The sequence below is a fragment of the Pseudomonas sp. F220 genome, assembly GCF_057813935.1.
In genome coordinates this window covers 1-18,164 of the sequence record NZ_JBVASJ010000049.1, presented here as the reverse complement: position 1 = coordinate 18,164, position 18,164 = coordinate 1, and the positions used below count along the sequence as shown (strand labels likewise).

At 56.7% G+C, this 18,164-nt stretch carries 14 protein-coding genes and 2 pseudogenes; 11 read left to right on the top strand and 5 right to left on the bottom strand.

Translation table 11 applies throughout. From position 1 onward, the window contains the following. Positions 1 to 28 precede the first annotated feature (28 nt). The 7 genes from ddpX (at position 29) to ACZYSM_RS26590 (ending at position 6,928) form a co-directional block, all read left to right on the top strand. Complete coding sequence (gene ddpX, locus ACZYSM_RS26620; RefSeq protein ID WP_489076242.1) at positions 29 to 568, top strand: D-alanyl-D-alanine dipeptidase; 540 nt, start codon at positions 29 to 31, stop codon at positions 566 to 568. Between the two features lie 225 nt (positions 569 to 793). Next, on the top strand, positions 794 to 2,374 hold the full coding sequence (locus ACZYSM_RS26615; protein ID WP_489076240.1) for an ABC transporter substrate-binding protein: 1,581 nt from the start codon (positions 794 to 796) through the stop codon (positions 2,372 to 2,374). 77 nt (positions 2,375 to 2,451) lie between these two features. Continuing rightward, on the top strand, positions 2,452 to 3,468 hold the full coding sequence (locus ACZYSM_RS26610) for an ABC transporter permease (protein WP_489076238.1): 1,017 nt from the start codon (positions 2,452 to 2,454) through the stop codon (positions 3,466 to 3,468). Between the two features lies 1 nt (position 3,469). Beyond that, positions 3,470 to 4,351, top strand: coding sequence for a D,D-dipeptide ABC transporter permease (gene ddpC / locus ACZYSM_RS26605; RefSeq protein ID WP_489076237.1), 882 nt, complete (start codon positions 3,470 to 3,472; stop codon positions 4,349 to 4,351). Positions 4,352 to 4,353: 2 nt separating this feature from the next. Further along, positions 4,354 to 5,343, top strand: coding sequence for an ABC transporter ATP-binding protein (locus ACZYSM_RS26600; protein ID WP_489076235.1), 990 nt, complete (start codon positions 4,354 to 4,356; stop codon positions 5,341 to 5,343). After that, entirely contained in the window at positions 5,343 to 6,314 is a 972-nt protein-coding gene (locus ACZYSM_RS26595; protein WP_489076268.1) for an oligopeptide/dipeptide ABC transporter ATP-binding protein, read from the top strand. The genes ACZYSM_RS26600 and ACZYSM_RS26595 overlap by 1 nt, the downstream gene beginning before the upstream one ends. Positions 6,315 to 6,544: 230 nt before the next feature. Next, positions 6,545 to 6,928: a hypothetical protein gene (locus ACZYSM_RS26590; RefSeq protein WP_489076233.1), complete on the top strand. Its 384-nt coding sequence runs from the start codon at positions 6,545 to 6,547 to the stop codon at positions 6,926 to 6,928. 153 nt (positions 6,929 to 7,081) lie between these two features. Here the strand turns inward: ACZYSM_RS26590 and umoC are convergent, their stop codons facing one another. Then, positions 7,082 to 7,582 (bottom strand): UmoC family flagellar biogenesis regulator, encoded by a 501-nt coding sequence (gene umoC, locus ACZYSM_RS26585; RefSeq protein ID WP_489076231.1) that lies wholly within the window; start codon positions 7,580 to 7,582, stop codon positions 7,082 to 7,084. Positions 7,583 to 7,705: 123 nt separating this feature from the next. Here umoC and ACZYSM_RS26580 point away from each other — a divergent pair. Then, positions 7,706 to 7,890, top strand: a pseudogene (locus ACZYSM_RS26580) (hypothetical protein); the annotation flags it as partial. A gap of 96 nt (positions 7,891 to 7,986) precedes the next feature. On the opposite strand, the gene ACZYSM_RS26575 reads toward ACZYSM_RS26580, so the two are convergent. After that, a complete protein-coding gene (locus ACZYSM_RS26575; RefSeq protein WP_489076229.1) occupies positions 7,987 to 10,350 on the bottom strand; it encodes a DNA polymerase II in 2,364 nt (787 codons plus the stop codon). A gap of 115 nt (positions 10,351 to 10,465) precedes the next feature. Between ACZYSM_RS26575 and ACZYSM_RS26570 the strand changes: the two are divergent. Next, a pseudogene (locus tag ACZYSM_RS26570) lies at positions 10,466 to 11,296 on the top strand (DUF2252 family protein); the annotation flags it as partial. 290 nt (positions 11,297 to 11,586) lie between these two features. Here the strand turns inward: ACZYSM_RS26570 and ACZYSM_RS26565 are convergent. The 3 genes from ACZYSM_RS26565 to ACZYSM_RS26555 form a co-directional block, all read right to left on the bottom strand. After that, positions 11,587 to 12,141, bottom strand: coding sequence for a DUF4174 domain-containing protein (locus ACZYSM_RS26565; RefSeq protein ID WP_489076227.1), 555 nt, complete (start codon positions 12,139 to 12,141; stop codon positions 11,587 to 11,589). A 264-nt stretch (positions 12,142 to 12,405) separates the two neighbouring features. After that, positions 12,406 to 13,347: a choline ABC transporter substrate-binding protein gene (locus ACZYSM_RS26560; RefSeq protein WP_489076225.1), complete on the bottom strand. Its 942-nt coding sequence runs from the start codon at positions 13,345 to 13,347 to the stop codon at positions 12,406 to 12,408. Positions 13,348 to 13,455: 108 nt separating this feature from the next. Beyond that, positions 13,456 to 14,943, bottom strand: a complete 1,488-nt coding sequence (locus ACZYSM_RS26555; protein WP_489076223.1) for an aldehyde dehydrogenase family protein — start codon at positions 14,941 to 14,943, stop codon at positions 13,456 to 13,458. A gap of 247 nt (positions 14,944 to 15,190) precedes the next feature. Between ACZYSM_RS26555 and ACZYSM_RS26550 the strand changes: the two genes are divergently transcribed. Together ACZYSM_RS26550 and ACZYSM_RS26545 are read left to right on the top strand one after the other, a co-directional pair. Continuing rightward, positions 15,191 to 15,946, top strand: a complete 756-nt coding sequence (locus tag ACZYSM_RS26550) for a class II aldolase and adducin N-terminal domain-containing protein (protein WP_489076221.1) — start codon at positions 15,191 to 15,193, stop codon at positions 15,944 to 15,946. A 712-nt stretch (positions 15,947 to 16,658) separates the two neighbouring features. Further along, complete coding sequence (locus ACZYSM_RS26545) at positions 16,659 to 18,035, top strand: Wzz/FepE/Etk N-terminal domain-containing protein (RefSeq protein ID WP_489076219.1); 1,377 nt, start codon at positions 16,659 to 16,661, stop codon at positions 18,033 to 18,035. Positions 18,036 to 18,164: the final 129 nt, after the last annotated feature.

Below are 18,164 nucleotides of genomic sequence, written 5' to 3'. Positions count from 1 at the left end.
CCTACCGAATTCCAAACGGAGTGTTTGTGTGAATAACAGCCCCCTTGTAGAGATTGATGCCAAGAGCTATCAGGTGCAAATCGACCTGATCTACGCCGGTAAAGACAACCTGGTTGGAAGAGTGATCTACCCGACTACAAAATGCCTGTTGCATCGTCAAGCTGCCGACTGCTTGAAGCAGGCTAGCCTGCATGCGTGCCAGGCTGGATTTACCCTACGCATTTATGACGCCTACCGCCCGCCGTACGCCCAACACCTTTTGTGGGAAGCCTTGCCAAACAACGACTACGTGCGCGACCCGCATTTGGGTTCCCACCATAGCCGTGGAGTCGCGGTGGATCTGACATTAGTGGGTATTGATGGTGAGCCACTGGATATGGGCACCGCCTTCGACGCCATGGAAGAAAAGTCCCATCAGTTCTACTCCGACCTGCCAGTGAACGTGCAACGCAATCGTCTGCTGTTACTAGGGATCATGCTTAGCGCCGGGTTCCAGGCGATTGCCACGGAGTGGTGGCATTACGAATTACCAAATGCCGACGATTACCCATTGCTGGAGGACAAGTAAGACACGGCTTTTACAAGAAAACCCAACCGCAACACCTCACCAACGAAACCAACGAAACCAACGAAACCAACGAGTTTTCGAAAATGACACCGCGCAGCCCACATTCAGTGCGGCTGATAACAACAACAAGTCAGCGTTACTTACGTTTCACCTGCTACTGCCCGGTTATAGCTTTTATAAAAAACCTGACGTACTTCCATATATCGAATGATCAAGGAAACCGGCATGAACCCAATGAACATCGTGACCAGTAAAACCTCTCCCAGCGCGGGCAAACTGTTGCTGAGTGTCCTATGCGGCGCGTTGAGTTTCGGTGCCTGGCAGGCGGCAACGGCGGCTGTACCGCAAGACACGCTGGTTATCGGAAAACCTGCCGATCCGCAAACCCTCGACCCAGCCGTGACCTTTGATAACAACGACTGGACAATCACCTACCCGTCGTACCAACGTCTGGTCGGTTATAAAGTCGAAGGTGACAAAAGCAGCACCGAAGTTCAGGGCGACCTAGCTGAGAGCTGGACTGTTTCAGCGGACAATTTGGTTTGGGAGTTCAAAATCAAACCCGGCAACAAATTCGATGACGGAGCGCCGGTTGATGCTGCCGCAGTGAAGTTTTCCTTTGATCGCTTGATGACCCTTAAACAGGGGCCTTCCGGTGCATTCCCGGAGGACATGGTGGTGGCAGTCGTCGATCCACAGACAATCCGTTTCACTCTGAAGACACCGTTCGCACCGTTCCTATTTACCCTGGCCCACAACGGCGCCTCGATCATCAATCCGGATGTTGTTAGTAAAAGCTCCGACGTGAACGCCTGGCTGTCGAGCCACACCGCAGGCTCCGGGCCATTCCGCTTGAGCAACTGGCAAAAAGGCCAGTCGCTGACCATGGAGCCGAACACCTATTTCGCCGGCCCCAAACCTGCTCTGAAAACTGTGGTTATCAAGATCATCGGTGAGCCTTCCGTGCGTCGCCTGCAGCTGGAACGCGGTGACTTGGACATCATCGAAGACATGCCTGAAGATCAGCTCGGCGCACTCGCTAGTAAGTCGGGAGTGGTGGTTAAGGAATTCCCATCCTTACGGGTTACCTACCTGTACCTGAATAACAAAAAGGGCGCGCTGACCAGCGTCGATGCACGTCGTGCGATTACCGAAGCGGTGGACTATAACGGCATTGTCAAAGGCATTCTCAAGGACAAGGCCAAGCTAATGAACGGGCCGATCCCGGATGGCATGTGGGCTTACGACAGCTCCTTGCCACCGATGAAGCAAGGCATGGCAGCCGCCAAGGACAGCCTGGCTAAAGCACCGCAGAAAATTACAAACCTTAGCTACATGTACTCGGACAAGGATCCTAACTGGGAGCCGATCGGCCTAACCTTGCAAGCAGCGCTGGCACCACTGGGCATCAACCTCAAGCTGGAGAAGCTTGCCAACGCGACCCTGCGTGAGCGCGTCGGCCAAGCGGACTACGACATTGCTGTCGGTGCATGGAGCCCCGACTTCGCCGATCCGTACATGTTTATGAACTTCTGGTTTGACTCAAAGATGCAAGGCCTGCAGGGCAACCGATCGTTCTATAGCAGCCCGGAAGTAGACAAGTTGATCCGCGAAGCGGCCGCAACCAGCGATACCGCAAAGCGCGTCGAGCTATACCAAACAGCACAGAAAATGGTGCTCAAGGACAGCGTCTATGCCTACCTCTATCAGAAGAGCTACACCCTGCCGATGCGTGACTCGGTTAAGGGCTACGCGTTTAACCCAATGCTCGAACAGGTCTTCAATCTGGGCAGCATGAGCAAGTAAAAAATGCTCCCTCGCGCTAGACCATTACCGGCTAGCGCGGCTTCTGATCCTTGTCGTTCGTGTTACTGAGGTGCCAAATGGCCTTCCTTACGTTATTGCGCAAACGCCTGTTCGGCCTGGTATTGGTCGTATTTGGTGTTTCGCTGATCACATTTTCAATTTCTCACCTGATCCCGGGCGATCCTGCTCGATTGATCGCCGGTGACCGTGCCAGCGATGCTCTGGTGGCTGGTATCCGTCACCAACTGGGTCTGGATCTACCGCTTTATCAACAATATGGTCGCTATCTGATCGACCTGGTGCACGGAGACTTGGGCACCTCTATTCGTACAAGTCGTCCCGTACTGGAAGACCTGCAGGCGTTCTTCCCGGCAACATTAGAGCTGGCGCTGGTAGCGCTAGTGCTAGCCATATTGGTCGGCGTGCCGCTTGGCGTGCTGTCAGCGGTCTATCACAACCGTGCCATTGATCAGATCGCTCGTACCCTAGCGGTCACCGGAATATCCACTCCGGCCTTTTGGCTTGGCCTTGGTGCAATTGTTCTTTTCTATGGGCATCTTGGCTGGCTGCCGGGCGGCGGCAGGTTGTCTGAAGGACTTGCGCCACCACCAACCTTCAGCGGTTTCTATCTTATCGATTCGCTGCTCGCCGGTGACGGCAAACTGTTTTTAGATGTTCTGGAGCACTTGATTCTTCCGGCCGCGACCCTGGGGTTCGTCACCTTGGGCGTCGTCGCACGACAGATTCGTTCAGCCATGCTTGATCAACTCGGCGAGGACTACATTCGCACTGCGCGCGCCTATGGCCTGTCGAAGTGGACAGTGATCCTGCGCCACGCGCTTCCCAACGCGCTTATCCCCTCGGTGACCGTTCTCGGTCTGACTCTGGGCGACTTGTTGTATGGCGCGGTACTGACCGAAACAGTGTTTGCCTGGCCCGGCATGGGCGCCTATGTCGTCAAGTCGATTCAGTCCCTGGACTTCCCGGCTGTGATGGGCTTCGCGATTCTTGTTTCGTTCATCTATGTGCTGTTGAACATGCTCATCGATCTTTTGTATCGCGTGATCGACCCACGCATCGGCGAGGTGAATTGAAATGTCCGTATCCCTGACGGCAGCACGCGGCCCACGCTGGCGCGAAAAAATCGCCTATCTAGCGTACCAGATCCGCCGCAGTCCACTGACCATGGCAGGCCTCGCAATCACCTTTATTGTCTTGCTGTGCATGATCTTCGCCCCTTGGCTCGCCAGCCATGACCCCAACGCATTGAACCTCGCTGAGCGCTTGGCACCTCCGTCCGCCGAGCACTGGTTTGGCACCGATGAGGTCGGTCGAGACCTGTTCAGCCGCGTCTTGTTCGGAAGCCAGCAGTCCGTCGGTGTTGGTCTATTCGTGGCTTTTGCTTCGTGTTTTATCGGCGGTTTACTGGGCTGCTTTTCCGGAGTGATAGGGGGGCGTTTCGACACGCTGATCATGAGGCTGATGGACATCATGTTATCAGTGCCGTCGCTAGTGCTGATCATGGCCCTAGCTGCTGCGTTGGGCGCAAGCCTGTTCAACGCCATGCTCGCGATCACTCTCGTGCGAATACCGTCCTATGTGCGGCTCGCCCGTGGCCAAGCCTTGAGCATCCGACAAATGGGTTACGTCAAAGCCGCCCAGACCTTCGGTGCCGGGCGCTGGCACATGGTGCACTGGCACGTAGCACGCAACGCTATGCCGCCGTTGCTGGTGCAGTTGAGCCTAGACATTGGCAGCGCAATTCTTATGGCATCAGCCCTCGGTTTTATTGGTCTGGGAGCACAACAGCCTACCGCCGAATGGGGGGCTATGGTCGCCACCGGGCGCAACTACATTCTGGACAACTGGTGGTACTCAACCTTTCCAGGCCTGGCAATTCTGATCACGGCAACCGGTTTCAACTTGTTGGGCGATGGCGTGCGCGATCTGCTCGATCCACGGCAGCAGGGGAAATGACTATGCAGACGCCCACTCCAATACTGGCCATCGACAACCTAAGCCTTGAATTTCCGGCCTACAAAAACAACGTCAAAGCGCTGAACGGCGTATCACTTCACGTCAATCCCGGAGAGATCGTTGGCGTCGTCGGCGAGTCAGGATCGGGCAAGTCGGTCACAGCGATGCTCAGCATGCGGTTGTTGCCCGAGCGCAGTTATCGCATTACCGCAGGCAGCCTAAGTATGCTCAATCGCGACATGCTCGCTGCTTCTGAAAAGGAGCTGCTTCAGATACGGGGCCGCGATGCCGCGATGATTTTCCAGGAGCCGATGACGGCCCTGAACCCGACTCGACGCATCGGTCGGCAAATGCTCGACGTGATCATCCATCACCAGAAGATCAGTGCCGCTGATGCGCGCCTCAAAGCCATTGCCCTGTTGCGTGACATGCACATTGCCAGCCCAGAACAAGTATTGGAAAGCTATCCGTTTGAGTTGTCTGGCGGCATGCGTCAAAGGGTCATGATCGCGCTGGCATTCTCTTGCGAACCGCAACTACTGATTGCCGACGAGCCGACTACTGCCCTCGACGTCACCGTCCAACGCCAGGTTCTTCTATTGCTCAGAGAGAAGGCGAGGCAAAAAGGCACGGCCATTCTGCTCATTACTCACGACATGGCACTGGTTTCGCAGTTCTGCGATCGAGTTTACGTCATGTACACGGGCGCCGTCGTTGAGCAAGGTCGCACCGACGAAGTGATGGGTAATCCCCAGCATCCTTACACTCAAGGATTGCTCAGTGGCCTTCCCGAGATGGTCGAGCCTGGGCAACCACTGATGACCATACCTGGGCAAGTACCAAACCTTGCCAATCTACCCGTCGGCTGCACCTTTGAGGAACGCTGTCCACATAGCATGCCGGTATGTGCCAAGCGCCCGAATCTGAACTCTATAAACGGCAATGATCAGCGTAAGAGCGCGTGCTGGTTGCCGGTCAAGGAACTTTCATGATGAACAGTGCTGTCATTCATGCCGCTACCGAAATGGCGCCCAAGATTCTTGAGCTCAATGATGTTCGCGTGCGTTTCCCTGTAAGCAACGACTGGCTTGGTCGACCAAGGGGCCACGCCCATGCACTGAACGGCATCGACCTGCAGGTAAGAGCAGGCGAAACCTTAGGCATCGTGGGGGAATCAGGCTGCGGAAAAAGCACCTTAGCTCAGCTATTGATGGGATTGGTAGCTCCAACTAGCGGTGAACTGAACTGGGTCGTTCGCAAGGACGGCAAAGGCCGTAACAACGTACAGATTGTTTTTCAAGATCCACAGTCTTCTCTTGATCCACGCCTGCCAATTTGGAAAATTATCACTGAGCCGTTGTACGCCAGAGGCCATGCGCCGCGTGCGCAAATGCGTGATATCGCGGCTAGGGTCGCGTCTCAGGTTGGCATACGTCCGGAATATCTAGACCGCTTCCCCCACCAGTTTTCCGGCGGCCAGCGTCAGCGAATTGCTATCGCCCGAGCGCTCTCGTCAGACCCAGACATCATTGTCCTGGACGAACCAACCTCCGCTCTGGACATCTCGGTTCAAGCGCAAATCCTTAACCTTTTAGCAGAACTACAACGCGCCCGAAATCTCACTTACATTCTGATTTCCCATAATGTATCGGTCGTGCGGCACATGGCAAATCGTGTAGCAGTGATGTACCTGGGGCAGATCGTTGAGCTTGGCAGCGCAGGCCAAGTTCTTGATCAGCCGAAACATCCCTACACCCGCTTGCTGTTCGAAGCAGTCCCGCGACTGGGCGTACCATTGCATGCAGAACAGGTAGCGGCACCCACTGAATTGCCGGGGAACCGCCAACTTCCAGAAGGGTGTTTTTTCCGCGAACGGTGCAATCTCTGCACCGCTGGTTGCGAAAAACCTCAAGCCATGAAGGGAGATGAGCTCCAGGAAGTAAGGTGTCACGTAAAAGGCTAAACCCTTTAACGAACAACAACGTTGTGCCCCAGAGATAGGTTCCTTTAAAACCATCCTTGGGGTACTGCCTAGATCGTCATAGTGCTTGAGCTAGGATGATCTGGTTACAGCCAAACTCGACGACCACCTCTCTCAAAGCACTTATCCATGGAAGACATGCCTAACGCCCCCGCTCCAACCGATGACTCGTCCGAAGACGTGGTGACGAGAAAGTCGCTATATGAACAGGCTTGGTCGACACCTATGACCAAAATCGGGGAGCGGCAAGCCTCATCGTAGCGCTGCCTCACAAACACCCGTTGTTACTGGGTATCGAAGAGCATTTTAAGAAGGTCAGGGAAAGCGACAACGGCTACTTACGGCCGACGAAGCGTTCCATGCCGGATCTGATCGTCAGTCGCACCGGGCTCGCCCATGCCGTCGACTTTGCTAATCAGTTGTACTTGGCGCTGATGAAAAAGACCTTTCTGTGGCGCTCTCTGCCCCCTCCACACACAGGCATCGTGAGTCGATTGATCACCGAGAGAAGGCTTCGACAAGGTACGTTTACCCTGCTCTCTGGCAGCCACAGCGTCCAACGGTGGTTTACATCGGAACCGTCGTATTCGGTTTGACCATCTACGAGATCAGCGAATACGTGCAGGTGAAAAATGTCAATAAGCCGTATGTGCGGCTGAGTTCGTTTCCTGTCATGTCTTATGTTTTCTGGTGTAGTCAGCGGTTGACTATGAAAATAGCTCCATCTCAACTTTGAGACGTCAATGAACTCAATCAGAAAGTTGCTTCGCTCTCCAGCGCATTAAATCGACTTTGCAGGAACTTAAAACATCTCCAGAGCCCGAGCCCCCCATCACGGAGTCACCTTCCCACTGGCACTGTGCATTCTTGAACCTCTCGAAAGCCTTCTGGGAAGCGAGCAGCGAGGTAAGGGCTTTGGCCGTCGCACTCGAATCGATCTCCTTTGTCTTAGCTTCCAATTTTTTGTAGGCGATATTCATTTGCGACGTGACTTCGCGAGTCTTACGCTCAAGGCAAGACTGCAATGCTGTCCGGGGCTGATCGCCAACGGCGTTGTAGCATTCGTTCAATGCTCCAGCTTGAGCGTCGCTGGTCACTGCAGTTTTTACTGCGGTGGTAGTAGACGTAGCTGCCATATTGACCGCGCCATTTGTGATTGCATTCACATCAGGTTTCGCGGGTACCTGAGCGTATGCCGTACCGATGGCAAATGAAGTCGCTACAACGACCACAGAAATGAGTTTTCTCATTTTCATCTATCCTTTGGAAAGCATTTATCGAGGGGGGTAGAAACAACTTTGAGTGCCAGGCCGATTGTGTACTGCGTACGTAAGGATCAGGCCCGTTGAGGTGTAGTAGTGCCCACAGTCCCAGACCTGTATGACCGCATCCTGGGCAGGCTGTTCAACGCTGCCAAGAACAAGCATCAGCAACAGTTTCGGCGCCCGGCAAATCCATCGACGCCAGGGTAGGCCTGTATAGGTGCATCGGCCAAGCTCTGATCGATGCCAAGCAATCGGGCCGCGACTCGTGCGCCGCCATCGAGGCTGTCATGTCCTGAGACGCCTTTGCCGAGCACGTCAGGGCCAGGAAAAAACCGCCGTCTGAGAGGACGGCGATCGACTCCCGCCAGATACGTAGATAGAAGGCCAGCTCAGAACAAGCCGAGCTGGCCGCCGATCAATGTGCTGAAGTCGTCGTGCACGAACGGCAGGATGGCGTCCGCAACCGGTTGTAGCTGGCGCGTGACGTAGTGGTCGTAGTCGATTGGCGCGTGCCGTATTTCCAGAGGTTCTGGACCTGCGGTCGTGATGACATAGCTGATCCAGCCACCGTTCTGGTACTGACGCGGCCGGCCCTGGCTGTCGTTGTATTCATCGGCCAGACGCGCCGCGCGCACATGCGGTGGCACGTTGCGCTGGTAGTCATCCAATGTGCGGCGTAGGCGCTTTCGGTAGATCAGCAGATCGTCGAGCTCACCGGCCAGTGTGCGGCACACATAGTCGCGCACGTAGTCCTGGTGCGGTTGCCGATTGAAGATCCGCTGGTAGAGCTCCTGCTGAAACTGCTGGGCCAGTGGCGACCAGTCGCTGCGTACCGTTTCCAGCCCTTTGTAGATCATCTCGCGGCTTCCGTCAGCGCGCGTGACCAGCCCGGCGTAGCGCTTCTTGCTGCCCTCCTCGGCACCGCGAATGGTCGGCATCAGGAAGCGGCTGAAATGCGTCTCGAACTGTAATTCAAGCGCGCTTTCCAGGCCGAACTCTTTGAGCAGATGGTCGCGCCACCACTGGTTGACATGCAGCACCAGCGCCCGTCCGATACGCGTCGCATCGTCCTCTGAATGCGTGCGCCCGAGCCAGACGAAGGTGGAGTCGGTGTCACCGTAGATCACCGCATAACCTTCGGCCTCGATCAGCTCGCGAGTCTTGCGCATTATTTCGTGACCGCGCAGGGTGATGGAGGATGCCAAACGCGGATCGAAAAAGCGGCAGCCGCTGGACCCCAGCACACCGTAGAACGCGTTCATGATGATCTTCAGCGCCTGGGACAACGGCCCGTTGTGCTCACGCTTGGCCACTTCACGGCCTTGCGAGACACGTTCCACAATGGCCGGCAGACAATGCCGGGTTCGCGAGAAGCGCGCACCGCGAAAGCCCGGTACCGACTCGCTGTCGTCGGGATGTCGCATACCCTCCATCAACCCCACCGGATCGATCAGGAACGTGCGGATGATCGACGGGTACAGGCTCTTGTAATCGAGCACCAGCACGGACTCGTACAGCCCAGGCCGCGAGTCCATCACGAAGCCGCCCGGGCTCGCCTCCGGTGGCCGCTCCCCGAGGTTCGGCGCGACAAAGCCCTGGCGATGCATCTGCGGTATGTAGAGGTGCGAAAAAGCGGCGACCGAGCCTCCGCTGCGGTCGGCGGGCTGACCGGTAACGGTGGCGCGTTCGAGCAGGAACGTCAGTAGCTCGGTCTTGGCGAAGATCCGCGTCACCAGCTCGCAGTCTTTGAGGTTGTAGCGCGCCAGCTCGGGTTTGTCCTCGGCGAACATGCGGTCGATTTCATCCATGCGCTGGTACGGGTTATCGATGGACTTGCCTTCACCCAGCAACGTCTGCGCAACGTTCTCAAGACTGAACGACGGAAAACTCCAGGTCGCCGAACGCAGCGCCTCGATGCCGTCAATGAGCAGGCGGCCGGCGGCGGCCGCGAAGAAGTGATTCTTACGCGTGCCGTGTTCGCGCCACTGCATCTCCTCGCCACCGCGCCCTAGCCGCAAGGGTACGGCCAGGCGTCGGGCATGCTCGTGCAACACGCGCAGGTCGAACTGCACAAGATTCCAGCCAATGATGGCATCGGGATCATGCAGGGCGAGCCACTCGTTCAATTTTTTCAGCAGCAGCGTCCGGGAATCACAGTACTCGAGCTTAAAGTCGAGCGCACCGCCGTCGCCATTCGCTGGCCCGAGCATGTACACCTGACGCTCGCCACAGCCTTCAAGCGCGATGGAATACAGCTCGCCCTGGGCGGTGGTTTCGATATCGAGGGAGACCAGCTTCAGTGGAGGTCGGTAGTCCGGCGCGGGTTTCATCTGCGCGTCGAGCAGCATACCGCTGCCATCCGGTCTGCCGCCGAAGCATACCGGCGCGGTAATGAAGCGCTCCATCAGGTAGCGTTCCGGCGGGCGGATATCGGCTTCGAAGACATCGACACCGGCCGTGCGCAGCAGCTTGTCGAGGTGAATTAACTGACGGTGCTGCTGGCAGTACAGGCCAAGTACGGGGCGATTCTGAAAGTCGCACAGACCCAACGGACGAAGTTCGACGTCGCGTTCGCCACGCAGCAGCAACTCGGTCTGCTCGCGCTGCTGTGCAGGAACAAAGGCCACCGAGGGCTGATAAGGCAAGCGGATATGCCGAGGACCCTCGTCGGTCGCCAGCCAAAACTCGACTTCCGTACCCGCGGGCGTATCACGCCAATGCCGGGTCAGGACAAAACCCTGCTGTAGATCCACCGCTGTAACCTCAAGAACCTGTCTTTCACTGCGCGATTCTACGCGCCATCGCCTTGAATGGCGCGCACGCAAAGCGTACTTGCGCGCTTTACGCCAGCCTCTAAGCTCAGTCAATCAGCAGACCATGGCCAGCTGTGCCGAGCACAGCGCCCTGGAGATTTGGTACGACTCGATCAGTTACGACGATCTGCTGGCACAGGCACAGTCCAGTACCACGCTTGAGCATGTGCAACGCGCTATTGAGAAAGCTGAACGGCGCACCCACGCCGAGTTGCTGCCGAAAATAAGCGAGCGTGATGAACACGGGTGTTTACTGATTCGAGACGACCTGCCGGAAATTTTTCACCTGCACAACAACACGACGCTGCTCGATGCCGACGATGACTGGATGAGCCTGAAAAATTGGCAGTCGCTTTACGACACCTTCATCCACGACTACCGAACCACCCTGCAAGCAGACCGTCGGGAGCTATTGACGCGCTTCCAGGTTCAGGACATGGCGTTCAAGGTGGTTGGTGTCGGCAGTGTGGGCACCCGCTGCCTGGTCGCGCTACTGACAGACGATCAGGAGCAACCGCTGTTTCTGCAGTTCAAGGAGGCACGCCGCTCGGTGCTGGCGGACTACGTCGGCATAAAATCGCGTATCCGACACAACGGTCAGCGGGTGGTTGAAGGCCAACGCTTGATGCAATCAGCCAGCGACCTGTTCCTGGGCTGGACCACGGGGCCGAACGGGCGCCACTTCTACGTGCGCCAGTTGCGCGACATGAAAGTCAGCGCAGAGCTTGAGACCTTCGACGATATGACCTTTGCCGCCTACGCCCGTATCTGTGGGCGGGCACTGGCCCGAGCGCACGCCAAGGCCTATGCCGAGCAGAACGAACGCGACTTCGAACACTTCCAGCTGGCGTGCCGCAACGGTCGCCTGCAAGCCCGCTCAGAAGCGCAATGCCGTTCAGTTAAGCGAATGTGGTCCACTGTAGGAGCGAGCTTGCTCGCGATGGTCGTTAACGATAACGCGTGTTTACTGGATAAACGCGGCGCTCTTGAGTCCATCGCGAGCAATCGAGCGTCGACCGGCTGCTCCTACAATTTCCTTAACTGAACGGCATTGCGCTCAGAAGCGGACTTTGCCGCCGACCATCTGCCGTAGGTGACGTCGGCGAAGATTTGAAAGCGAGGCCGTGGCCACAGGTTACCGCCTGCATGGCCCCCTCCGCTGCCGATGCTCCCCTGTCAATCTTCCAGCGGTTTGGGTGGCATTTCCGCCTTGGCGGACTTGCCCTTCTTGCCTCCCTTGCCTGCTTTGCCACCAGGGCCCGGTGTGGCCTCAGGCGGCGTTGGAGGTGGCGCTGTAGCGTCTTTTTCCTGTTGGGGCAGTTGGTCGATGGTGCTGAAGATTTCCTTGGCCTCGATGGGGCCGGAATGTTCGATCTTCTTCTCGCCGTCCTTGCCCACCAGGATGACCTTGGCTTGGGCGCTGGCACCCAGTTTGAGTTCGCGGATCAACGCCATAGTGGTCTGCGCGTCCAGATCTTTGCCGTTGCGCTGGCCCATCGTGTTGACCACGGTGTAGAGCACCATTTTTCGTTCAGCGAAAGCGGCGCGATTGGCAGGCTCCTCCAGGGCCTTCTTCAGGTTAACCAGAGTCGGGTCCAACGTGCTGGGAGCGATAATGATCAGCGGGCGAAATTGCCCGCGATCCTGAGCCAGAGGAGCATCGCTGTCGGCGGCCAACAAAGGGTTGACCACAGCAAGCAAGGTGACGAGGGTCAGTGACCGGATGAGCATGCGTACCACCTTTTCATGTCCATACATCGTTCATTGAAAGTTTCATCCGTGAGGTTTCAAGCTCAAGGCCGCATCCGTTGTGTTGCTCTGAAGCTTAGGTCAGCGTGCTCATCGCGCAACCATTCCCTGTCACTGACCGTTATTGGGACTGGATGCTTGACGCGGATGCTGGCCGGTGACGTCACCAGCGGTGCCGTCGGCTACGGGCAAGACCAGCGTTTCTCCGATCCCGACCCGCTGCCGTTTCACTCGATGGGCAGACGGTCAAGGCGCCAGATCGGCCTTGACCACTTCCATAGCGGGTTTGCCATCCCGGCTGCTGACCCCAGCCAGCCAGGTGTCGAGCACTTGCGGATTGGCTCTGATCCAGGCCTTGGCGGCGTCGCGCGGCTTTTGGTTTTCGTTGAGTACGGCGTCCATCAACTGGTTTTCCATCTTCAGCGTGAACACCATGTTCTGCAGCAGCTTGCCGACGTTGCCACACTCCTGCAGATACCCTTTGCGCACATTGGTGTAGACGGTCGCCTGCCCCAGGTTCGGACCGAAGTATTCGTCACCTCCGGTAAGGTACTTCATTTTGTTCCGGGTATTCATTGGGTGCGGCTCCCAACCCAGGAACACCATCCATTCGTTCTTGCGGGCGGCACGCTTGAGTTGCGAGAGCATCCCCGCTTCGCTGGACTCGACCAGTTTGAAACCCTTGAGCCCAAAGGCGTCCTTGTCGATCATGCTCTGGATCAGTCGGTTGCCATCGTTGCCTGGCTCGATGCCGTAGATCTTGCCCTCCAGTTGCTGTTTGAACCTGGCAATATCAGCGAAGCTTTTCAAACCGGCATCATAGGCATAGCCCGGGACGGCCAGGGTGTACTTGGCACCTTCAAGGTTGGCCCGCACGGTTTCTACGGTGCCTGCTTCGCGATAAGCCTTGATGTCGTTTTCCGTGGTCGGCATCCAGTTGCCAAGGAATACGTCGAGGTCCTTGCCCCCGGCCAGAGATTTATAAGTCACCGGAATCGAGAGCAGCGTGGTTCTGGTCGTATAGCCCAGGGATTCGAGGACTGCGCTGGTGATTGCAGTGGTGACCGTGATGTCCGTCCAGCCGACATCGGAGAAACGTACAGTGCTGCACGACTCGGGTTCACCCGCATAGGTCAGCAGCGGCAAGCTCAGTGCAGCGGTCAAGATCAGCGATGTGCATGCTTTCATGGGACAGACTCCTACAGGTTGTCGTCGGCAGCGTGTGACCGGCAAATGCCGGTTGGCGTTTGAGGTGCTTTATTGTTTTGGCGCCGGTGAAGGGGCGCCTGTCTTCCTTCAAACAGCGGCTTGCTCTACGCCAAACCAATTCAACGCCGCAGGCGTGGTATTGAGGTAGACATGCTTGAGTTCGGTGAACTCATCGAGCCCCGCACGCGACAATTCCCGGCCAATGCCGCTGGACTTGTAGCCGCCCCATGGCGCTTGGGGGAAAGCGGCGTTGTAGTCGTTGATCCATAAGGTGCCCACCCGTAGACGCCGTGCCATGCGATAAGCCTTGCCAAGGTCTTGAGTCCAGACTCCGGCGGCCAGCCCATAGGGTGTGTCATTGGCCAACTGCAGCGCCTGCTCCTCACCGCTGAAGCGCTCGACGGTGATGACCGGGCCGAAGATTTCTTCCCGGGCAATGCGCATCGCTGCGGTGACATTGCCCAGCAAGGTCGGTTCGAGCCAAAAACCGCGATCGAACCCCGGGCCGCAGGGCGCCTTGCCACCGGCCAGAAGCCGGGCCCCCTCGCCCACTGCGCCAGCAATCATTGTCAGCACCTGATCCCGCTGACTCGCCGAAATCACCGGGCCCATCTGGGTCAGAGGATCCAGCCCATTGCCCAGGCGGATCCGGGCAATGCGCTGCTGCAACGCCTGGACGAAACGATCATGAATAGCGGCTTCCACCAGCAGCCGCGAGCCGGCAGAGCATATTTGTCCCGCATTGAAAAACACCGCATTGAGCGCCTGATCCAACGCCACTTCAAAATCAGCATCGGCGAACACGATATTGGGATTTTTCCCACCCAGCTCCAGGGCGACCCGTTTGAAATTACCGCTGGCCGCGCGCATCACCTTGCCCCCCGCTGCGGCACCGCCGGTCAGCGATACCAGATCCACTTGCGCACTGGCCGCCAGTATTTCGCCAACCTCACCCGGACCACATAACAGGTTGAATACGCCAGCGGGCAAACCCACTTGCGCCAACAGCTCAGCCAGTCGGTGGGCCGTCATCGGCGTCAGGCTGCTGGGTTTGAACACCAGGGTGTTGCCCGCCGCCAAGGCCGGGGCAATCTTCCACACCGCTTGCAGCAGCGGGTAATTCCAGGGAGCGATCAAGGCGCAGACACCGACGGGTTCGCGCTGATTCAGGCTGATGACGTGCGCCGGTGCGTGGGAGTTGACGCTGCCCGTTTCCATTTCCAGCAAGGCTGCGTAATAACGAAAGGTCGCCACCACATTGCCGATATCCGCCAGACTTTCGCTCAGTGTCTTGCCGGCATTGAGGGTTTCCAGACGCGCCAGATGTTCACCATCGGCCTCGATCACCGTGGCGATTTTCTGCAGGATTGCGGCGCGCTCGGTCACCGCCATCGACGGCCATTGCCCGAGGTCGAAAGCCTGTCGCGCGGCGTGGATCGCACGCTCGGCGTCGGCTCGACCGGCGACCGACACGCGCGCCAGTACGTGCTCCGTAGCCGGGTTGATCACCTCCCGGTACAAAGGTTCTTGCGGCGCTTGCCATTGCCCCCCGATAAACAGCTGTATGTCCAACATCTGACTCTCCTGGCTGACGACTCGATAGCGCCACTATCTGCCAGGCGCGCTGTGCGCAATTGATCAAAAACGGCAAATCGCTGCCGCTTTGGCACGCGTTTTCAAACCACACTGAACGCATCCAGGCAGTGATAACGTCAGCGAAAGTCGCTTCACATCAAGCCCCTGACTTGCGCCCGCCTACACTCGCAAAGCACCGCGCAGCAATGCCTGCCGCACGACCCGCCAACCTGACAAGGGGAAAGCCATGACAAAAACCGCTGAGCGCTCCGGCCTGAACCTGAGCCATTGGCAGCAGCGAACCGAACTGGCCTGCGCCTTTCGCTGGGCTGCCAGGTTGGGTATGCACGAGTCGATCGCCAATCATTTCAGTGTGGCGGTTTCGGCCGATGGCCGAGAGTTTCTGATTAACCCTTTCGGGAAGCACTTCTCACGCATCAAGGCCAGCGATCTGCTGTTGGTCAATGCCGACGACCCCACGATCCTGGATCGACCCGATGCCCCCGACATCACTGCCTGGGCTTTGCACAGTGCGCTGCATCGCAACCAGCCGCAGGCACGTTGCATCCTGCACACGCATTCCAGGTACGCGACGGCGCTGGCCTGCCTGGCGGACTCGCGCCTGCCTCCCATAGAGCAGAATTCAATGCGTTTTTTCGAGCGTGTCGCCATTGATGAAGGCTTCGACGGCATGGGATTGGGTGACGAGGCGCAACGGGTCAGCCTGCTGCTGGACGATAAACCGATTCTACTGATGGGCAATCATGGATTGCTGGTGGCGGCACCGAGCATCGCCCAGGCGTTTGACGACCTGTACTACTTCGAGCGTGCCTGCGAGACCTATATCACCGCGCTGTCGACCGGCCTGCCGCTGCGCGTCGCCAGCGACGAGGTCGCTCGCAAGACCGCGCGGCAGTGGCTGGATTACCCGGACTTCGCCAACAAACACTTTGCCGCGCTGTTGAACATTCTCGACGAGGAGGAGCCCGACTATTCCCACTGAAGCCTGCGGCAAGCCAAAGGCGCTCTGTGTGCAATTGCATGGACCTGACCACCCAATTGCATTCGACCTGACCTGTCATTTGCGCTCACTCTGACCAGCCGGCTCCAACTCAACATTGTCAGCAGGTACCACTGGGGCGCAGGTCAGCCAAAAATCAAGGGCAGTAATCGACCCATACCGGCCGGTCGTAGCCGGCAGACACTCACCCAGCGAACAGTTGAGGGAGTTATGTCACATTGATTCGATCCCGCAGTCGATGCTGTCCGACTGAGAAGCCGAGTCAAGGCAAGCGAACGAGGCTGCTGATAACGGGACATATGGTAAATCCTGCGTCTGGCTACGGATCTTGAGCACTGAGGGGGGATGCCTAGACAAGGAAAAAGTCAGGGGGGGGCGCAGACCTCGACTTCTTCTCGCACGCCTGTCGTGTGGTCTCTGGAATTTTCAATTCCGATAAGTAGATGCAGACCAAATGAGTGAATTTTCCCCTTATCTCGGTATAACCCCCTTTACCGCGTCGGCGACTTTCGAGTGATTTGCAAGACCCAGGACGGTGAGCTGGCCGTTCTGGTGGTTGAGCTTGGGAAAAAGGGGGGGGATCTGAGCAGCAGGCCTCGGAATTTATTGAGCGGAAATAACTGTTCCGGAGCGGGCAGTGCGACGCGTAGAATAGTTCAATTATTCATGGAATAAATTGTGCAATGGAGTTTTTGTGAGTCACGCAGAATCGCTACCGCCCCCCGCCCCCCGCCCCATCCCGGTTTCATTCAATACCCAAGAAATTGACTCAGGTGAGTTACTCACCACCCTGTGGCGTCAAAAGTATCTAATCGCAGGCATAGCCTTGGCAGCCACTGCGATGGCAGCGGTCTACGCTTATACAGCGACACCTCAATACCAGACGAAGACATTTCTTCGTCCTCCGGCTATTAAAGATCTTGACGCACTCAATCAGACTGGGGTTTACATACTCAGCCCAGAGGAATCACTCAGACGCGTCGGTGCTGCACTTAACTCCTATGAAGTGCGTAAATCCTACTTCGATAAGCACCAAGAGCAATTCTCCGGTATTGGCTCAGGTGACTTGACACAGGCCTTCGAACGCTTCAACAGCGAAGCGTTCAAGCTTATTCAGCCGAATCCTAAGGATGGCAACAACCTTACAACCTTCGTTGGACTAGAAATCACTTATCCGGAAACCGTCGAAGGTCATCTCATTCTTAATGGGATCGTGCAAGAAGCTATCAAGTACGAGCGCAAGCAGATCCAAGACGACTTGGATAGTGTGATTGAAAACAGTCTCAACACCCTAGAACGTAAGATGGGCATTGCCCGCGCTAGTTATGAGGCCGATAAGGACTCAACGATTGCTAAAATCAGCGAAAGTGACGCTCTCAAGCGCGCACAACTGCAGGATGAGTTGCGTGCAGTTCGTACAGAACTGCGCGACCGTCGGGAAAGTCGTATCACCCAGCTGAACGAGTCGATTCAGATAGCACGTGAGCTGGGTATCGTGAAGCCGACTACCCCCACGGCGATGGGGCAAGGTAGCGGCGTAAGTCAGGGCAATGTTTTTCGTGCGGAAGTCTTCAACGAGCAGTTCCCCCTGCACTTCATGGGCACTGAAGCTCTTGGGGCCGAGCGACATGCCCTACTGGCACGAAAGTCTGATGACCATACCAGCCCTCGGATCTCCGAGATCAAAAAAGAGCTTCAGCTTCTGGATCAAAATCGACAGATTGAACAACTTAAATCGCGTAAAAACGACGATCTATTCCTCACCACGCTGGTTGATATGAGGGCAGAAAAAACACGGCTGGAACATATCAACCGCGACCTAAATGAACTGGCTTTGGTAAAGGTTGACCAACAGGCTATCAAGCCAAACAAACCGATTAAGCCTAATAAGTTGCTGATTCTGACTCTGGGGATATTCGTTGGCGGTATGCTCGGCATATTCGTCGCACTGATACGCGGCGCCCGCGGTATAGTACTTAGCCGCTCTGCCAGCCAGTACGAGGTGAGCACCCAAAAAGTATTTACAGGGCAATCAACCATACAAAGAGCATCAAGGAGTCATGTCGCATAACGCCTAAGGAAGGTCTGAAGTACCCGCCGATTTTTCATGCCCTCGCTACTTGAGGTTCAAAAAATCATGCGTCGGTCGAAAAACAGACCTTTCCTGCCCTTAATTCATGGTTCTTTCCTTTAATCGCGC

Coding starts and splice junctions, on each gene's coding strand:
- ACZYSM_RS26615 (WP_489076240.1), top strand. CDS start 794: ATGAACCCAATGAACATCGTGACCAGTAAAACCTCTCCCAGCGCGGGC.
- ACZYSM_RS26555 (WP_489076223.1), bottom strand. CDS start 14,943: ATGTTGGACATACAGCTGTTTATCGGGGGGCAATGGCAAGCGCCGCAA.
- ddpC (WP_489076237.1), top strand. CDS start 3,470: ATGTCCGTATCCCTGACGGCAGCACGCGGCCCACGCTGGCGCGAAAAA.
- ACZYSM_RS26560 (WP_489076225.1), bottom strand. CDS start 13,347: ATGAAAGCATGCACATCGCTGATCTTGACCGCTGCACTGAGCTTGCCG.
- ACZYSM_RS26610 (WP_489076238.1), top strand. CDS start 2,452: ATGGCCTTCCTTACGTTATTGCGCAAACGCCTGTTCGGCCTGGTATTG.
- umoC (WP_489076231.1), bottom strand. CDS start 7,582: ATGAGAAAACTCATTTCTGTGGTCGTTGTAGCGACTTCATTTGCCATC.
- ACZYSM_RS26600 (WP_489076235.1), top strand. CDS start 4,354: ATGCAGACGCCCACTCCAATACTGGCCATCGACAACCTAAGCCTTGAA.
- ACZYSM_RS26550 (WP_489076221.1), top strand. CDS start 15,191: ATGACAAAAACCGCTGAGCGCTCCGGCCTGAACCTGAGCCATTGGCAG.
- ACZYSM_RS26595 (WP_489076268.1), top strand. CDS start 5,343: ATGAACAGTGCTGTCATTCATGCCGCTACCGAAATGGCGCCCAAGATT.
- ACZYSM_RS26565 (WP_489076227.1), bottom strand. CDS start 12,141: ATGCTCATCCGGTCACTGACCCTCGTCACCTTGCTTGCTGTGGTCAAC.